Annotated in this window: 4 protein-coding genes; all 4 read right to left on the bottom strand. The window is 37.0% G+C overall.

What is annotated here, in order from left to right:
* Positions 1–43 precede the first annotated feature (43 nt).
* Positions 44–1,384: a signal recognition particle protein gene (ffh, locus tag A194_RS0114610; RefSeq protein WP_017187546.1), complete on the bottom strand. Its 1,341-nt coding sequence runs from the start codon at positions 1,382–1,384 to the stop codon at positions 44–46.
* A 14-nt stretch (positions 1,385–1,398) separates the two neighbouring features.
* Positions 1,399–1,725, bottom strand: coding sequence for a putative DNA-binding protein (locus tag A194_RS0114605; protein ID WP_017187545.1), 327 nt, complete (start codon positions 1,723–1,725; stop codon positions 1,399–1,401).
* Between the two features lie 39 nt (positions 1,726–1,764).
* Positions 1,765–2,769: a signal recognition particle-docking protein FtsY gene (ftsY, locus tag A194_RS0114600; RefSeq protein WP_017187544.1), complete on the bottom strand. Its 1,005-nt coding sequence runs from the start codon at positions 2,767–2,769 to the stop codon at positions 1,765–1,767.
* A 31-nt stretch (positions 2,770–2,800) separates the two neighbouring features.
* Positions 2,801–4,880 (bottom strand): chromosome segregation protein SMC (gene smc / locus A194_RS0114595; protein ID WP_017187543.1); only part of this gene is annotated, 2,080 nt, incomplete at its 5' end.

Raw genomic sequence — 4,880 nt, 5'->3', positions numbered from 1 at the left:
TTATTACGAGTTAATTTAATTTAGTTTATATAACGCACTCATTTTACATGAAAGGAAGGTTCATACCACCTTTTTTCCCTTTCTTTTGATTCGTCATCTGTTTCATCATTTTCTTCATTTCTTCAAATTGTTTTAAAAGTCGATTTACTTGCGCAACTGATGTACCTGAACCTTTTGCAATACGTTTTTTACGGCTAGCATTAATGACACTTGGATCGACACGCTCTGTCTTTGTCATCGATTGAATAATTGCTTCTATATGCGTCAGTTGCTTATCATCAACCTGGAGATTTTTCATGCCTTTCATTTTGTTAGCACCAGGCATCATATTAATTAACTCATCTAATGGTCCCATGCTTTTCACTTGTTCCATTTGTTCTAAGAAATCCTCAAAAGTAAAAGACATGGATCGCATTTTACTTTGCATTTCTTTTGCTTTCTTCTCATCAACTTCTGTTTCTGCTTTCTCAATTAAACTAAATACATCACCCATACCTAATATTCTTGAAGCCATACGATCTGGGTGGAATGCTTCTAGTTGATCTAGCTTTTCACCCATACCAGCAAACTTAATCGGCTTACCTGTAACAGCTCTAATTGATAAAGCTGCACCACCACGTGTGTCACCATCTAGTTTCGTTAGAACGACACCACTAATATCAAGCTGGTCATCAAAGCTATCGGCAACAGTGACTGCATCTTGACCTGTCATCGAGTCAACAACTAAGAAAATTTCATCTGGTGAAGTATTTTCTTTAATTTGGGTTAACTCACCCATTAAGTCTTCATCAATGTGCAAACGACCTGCCGTATCAATTAAGACGTAATCATGATGTTCTTCTTTCGCTTTAGCGATTGCTTCATTAGCAATTTCAACTGGGTTGGCATCCGTTCCTTTAGAATAAACAGGCATCTCAAGCTGCTCACCTAAAGTTTCTAACTGATCGATCGCTGCTGGACGATAGACGTCTGCTGCAACTAACAATGGATTACGGTTAAATTTCTTTCGTAAATGGTTAGCTAGTTTACCAGCCGTCGTTGTTTTACCAGCACCTTGTAAACCGACCATCATAATAACCGTCGGCGGTTTATTCGCTACAGCGATCTTACTTTGCTCACCACCCATTAACTCAGTGAGCTCTTCTTTTACAACTTTAATAACTTGTTGGCCTGGTGTTAAGCTCTCCATCACTTCTTGACCAACAGCACGTTCTTTAATGCGTTTAATTAAGTCTTTTACAACTTTATAGTTCACGTCAGCTTCTAATAATGCTAACCGCACTTCTCTAGTCATTTCTTTTACATCAGCTTCAGTGACCTTACCTTTACCGGTAATCTTTTTGATCGTACCTTGTAAACGGTCGGCTAATCCTTCAAATGCCATAATGGACTGTCCCCCTACTCTAGGTTTTCCAACTGTTCTAATAAAGTCTCAACATCTTCTAATTGACGTTGTGACAGTTTACCCTTCATTTCTTGAATAATTTCATTGCGTTTTTCAAAACGTTCATAGAGTCCTAGCTGAGCTTCATACTCCTCTAGCATAGACTCTGTACGTCTAATGTTATCATAAACGGCTTGGCGACTAACATCATAAGTTTCGGAAATTTCACCTAAAGAATAATCTTCTAAGTAATATAATTCCATATAGTTTCTTTGTTTGCCTGTTAAAAGCTGTTGATAAAAATCAAACAAATAATTAATTCGCGTCGTTTTTTCAAGCATAACCCACACTCCTAAGTGCTTTGAACAACAAGTTTATTATTATTTTTCTTCTTGTTCAACTCGTGTCATTAAATCTCCAAATAAGCCGTAAACGAATTGATGTGCATTGAACGGTTGTAAGTCAGTAATTTGTTCACCTAATCCAACATACTTAACTGGAATGTTCATTTCGTTACGAATTGCTAACACAATACCGCCACGCGCTGTACCATCAAGCTTCGTTAAGACAATTCCAGAAACGTCTGTTGCTTCTTTAAATGTTTTCGCTTGGCTTATTGCATTTTGACCTGTTGTAGCATCTAGTACAAGTAATGTTTCGTGAGGTGCTTCTGGAATTTCTCGTTCGATTACTTTGCGTACTTTTGATAGCTCTTTCATCAAGTTCACTTTATTTTGCAGGCGACCTGCCGTATCACAAAGTAAGACGTCAGCTCCTCTTGATCTAGCCGCTTGAATACCATCATAAATAACCGCCGCTGGGTCACTTCCTTCGTTATGTTTAATGACATCAACGCCTGCTCGTTCACCCCAAACATCAAGTTGGTCAATCGCACCTGCTCTAAATGTGTCACCAGCTGCTAAGACAACATTTTTGCCTTCTTGTTTTAATTGATAAGCTAGTTTACCAATTGACGTCGTTTTACCGGCTCCGTTTACTCCGACGATTAAAATGACAGAAAGACCACCTTTTTGTATGTTTAATGCTTCGATTTTTTCTTCGTCATCATCACCATAGTAAATTTCAACTAATTTCTCAGAAATGACTTCTTTTACTTCTTCAGTATCTTGAATGTTACGGCGTTTAACTTCCATTTCTAGTTCTTCAATAAGCTCCATTACTGTTTCAACACCGACATCTGCAGAAATTAAAATTTCTTCAAGTTCTTCAAAAAATTCTTCGTCAACTTTACGGTATTTTGCGACTAAATCATTTACCTTTGTTGTAAAGGAGTCTCGCGTCTTCGTAAGCCCGTCTTTAAATTTATCTGTTACTTGATCTGTTTGTTTACTTACTTTATTTTTTAATTTTTTAAAGAAACTCATTTCAGTACTTCCTTTCTATGAAATGCTAAATTTAATTGTATATCATTTCTTCTGTTTCTTCTAACTTTACTGATACCATCTTGGAAACACCAGACTCTTGCATCGTTACACCGTATAAAACATCTGCATGTTCCATCGTACCTTTACGGTGAGTAATGACGATAAATTGTGTTTGTGCAGAAAACTGTTTTAAATAGCCTGCAAAACGTACAACATTGGCTTCATCCAATGCAGCTTCTACTTCGTCTAACACACAGAATGGTACTGGGCGAACACGTAAAATAGCAAATAATAAGGCGATTGCGGTAAGTGCTCTTTCCCCACCTGAAAGCAAACCTAACTGTTGCAGTTTCTTACCTGGTGGTTGGGCGATAATATCAACACCTGTTTCTAATAAATCATCAGGGTTTGTCAGTTTTAATTCTGCATGACCGCCACCGAATAGTTCTTTGAACACTTTTTCGAATTCTTCTTGGATTTTAAAGAACGTTTCACTGAATTTACGAACCATTTCTTCGTCCATTTCACCGATAATCGAGTGAAGCGTCTCTTTTGCTTCTAATAAGTCATCACGTTGGTCTGTTAAGAAAGCATAACGCTCTTGTACACGCTCATACTCTTCGATTGATCCGATGTTAACATGACCTAATGATTTAATTTGTTGTTTTGTTTGAGCGACTTGTTGCTTCGCTTGTTCAATGTCTTCTGCAGGACCATGTACTTGTTTAGCGCGCTCAAATGTCATTGCATACTCATCACTTAGCTGTTGTAGCCTATTTTCTAAATCAACATCTAAACGATTCGCTTGAACTTCGTATTTTTGTAATTGACTACTTTTCTCTTCATACAGTCTATTTTTCTCTTTAACTTCACGTTCTAGATCTTCTTGAAGTTGCATTTCTTGTTCACGTTTTTCACGTGCTTCTTCTAGTTGGCTGTTAACCCTGACTAATTGATTGCGATGGTTTTGTAATGTTTCAGTTAGCCCTTCAACCGTATGCGCTTTTTCATGAGATTCTTTTAAGTCTTTAAGTTCTTTTTCGATTTGTGTTTTCGTCTCAACTTCTTCTTCTAAATCAGCTTTTAGTTGATTGACACGCTCTTCTTGATTACGAACATCACTATCTTGTTCTGCCAACCGTATTTGTAAGTGATTTAATTGCTCTTGTTGTTCATCTTGTTCAGCTTTATAAGATGATTGGTTTTCAGTTAAGTTATCAATTTTCTGTTTTAGTTCGTTAGATTTATTGCTTTGTTCTACTAATGTCGATTCGAGTTTAGTCAATTGCTGTTTTAAGTTTTGGCGATCTTGTTCAAACTGCTGGTTTTCCTGGTCATAGACTTCTAGTTGCTTATTCATATTCGAAAGTTGTATTTCAGCACTTTGAAGCTTTTGGTTTACTTCTTGATATGACGATTGAACTTGATTTAGTTCTTGCTCTTTGTCAGTAAGTTGTCCTTTAAGGTGATCTAACTGTGAACGTTTCTGTTTTAATTCTTCTTGGAATGTTTCTGTTTTGCTTTCGTAGTTAGTTAGCTTTTCTTTTATATCGTCTAACTCTTGTTCACGTGTAAATAAAGAAACTTGATTACTATTTTTCTTAGCTCCTCCACTCATTGAACCGCCTGGGTTAACGACATCACCATCTAGCGTTACAATTCTATAGCGATGGTTAATTTGTTTAGCAACCGCGTTTGCTTCTTTTAATGATTGCGTCACAATCACATTACCAAGTAAATTTTCAGCAATCTCTCGATAAGACTCATCAAAGTTAACTAACTGTGATGCCACTCCAATAAAACCTTCAGCATTTTGAATCGTTCTTTGGATTCGCCCATCTATAAGTCTGGATTTCATCGTCGATTGTGGTAACAATGTAGCTCGTCCACTTTTAGATTGCTTTAAGTATTGAATAGCATCTCTTGCATCTTTTTCTGTTGAGACGACGATATGTTGCGCTTGAGCGCCTAAAGCTGTTTCCATTGCTGTTACGTAATCCTGTGGTACTTGGATTAGTTGTGCAACTGCTCCGTGAACGTCATTTAATTGACCACGCTCTTTAGCTTGTAAGATCGCTTTAACACCATAATAGAAGCCACTATATGACTCT

This window comes from Alkalibacillus haloalkaliphilus C5, from assembly GCF_000269905.1.
Lineage (GTDB): Bacteria > Bacillota > Bacilli > Bacillales > Alkalibacillaceae > Alkalibacillus > Alkalibacillus haloalkaliphilus_A.
The sequence above is the reverse complement of the archived record's forward strand: the minus strand, read 5'-3'. Positions and strand labels throughout refer to the sequence as shown.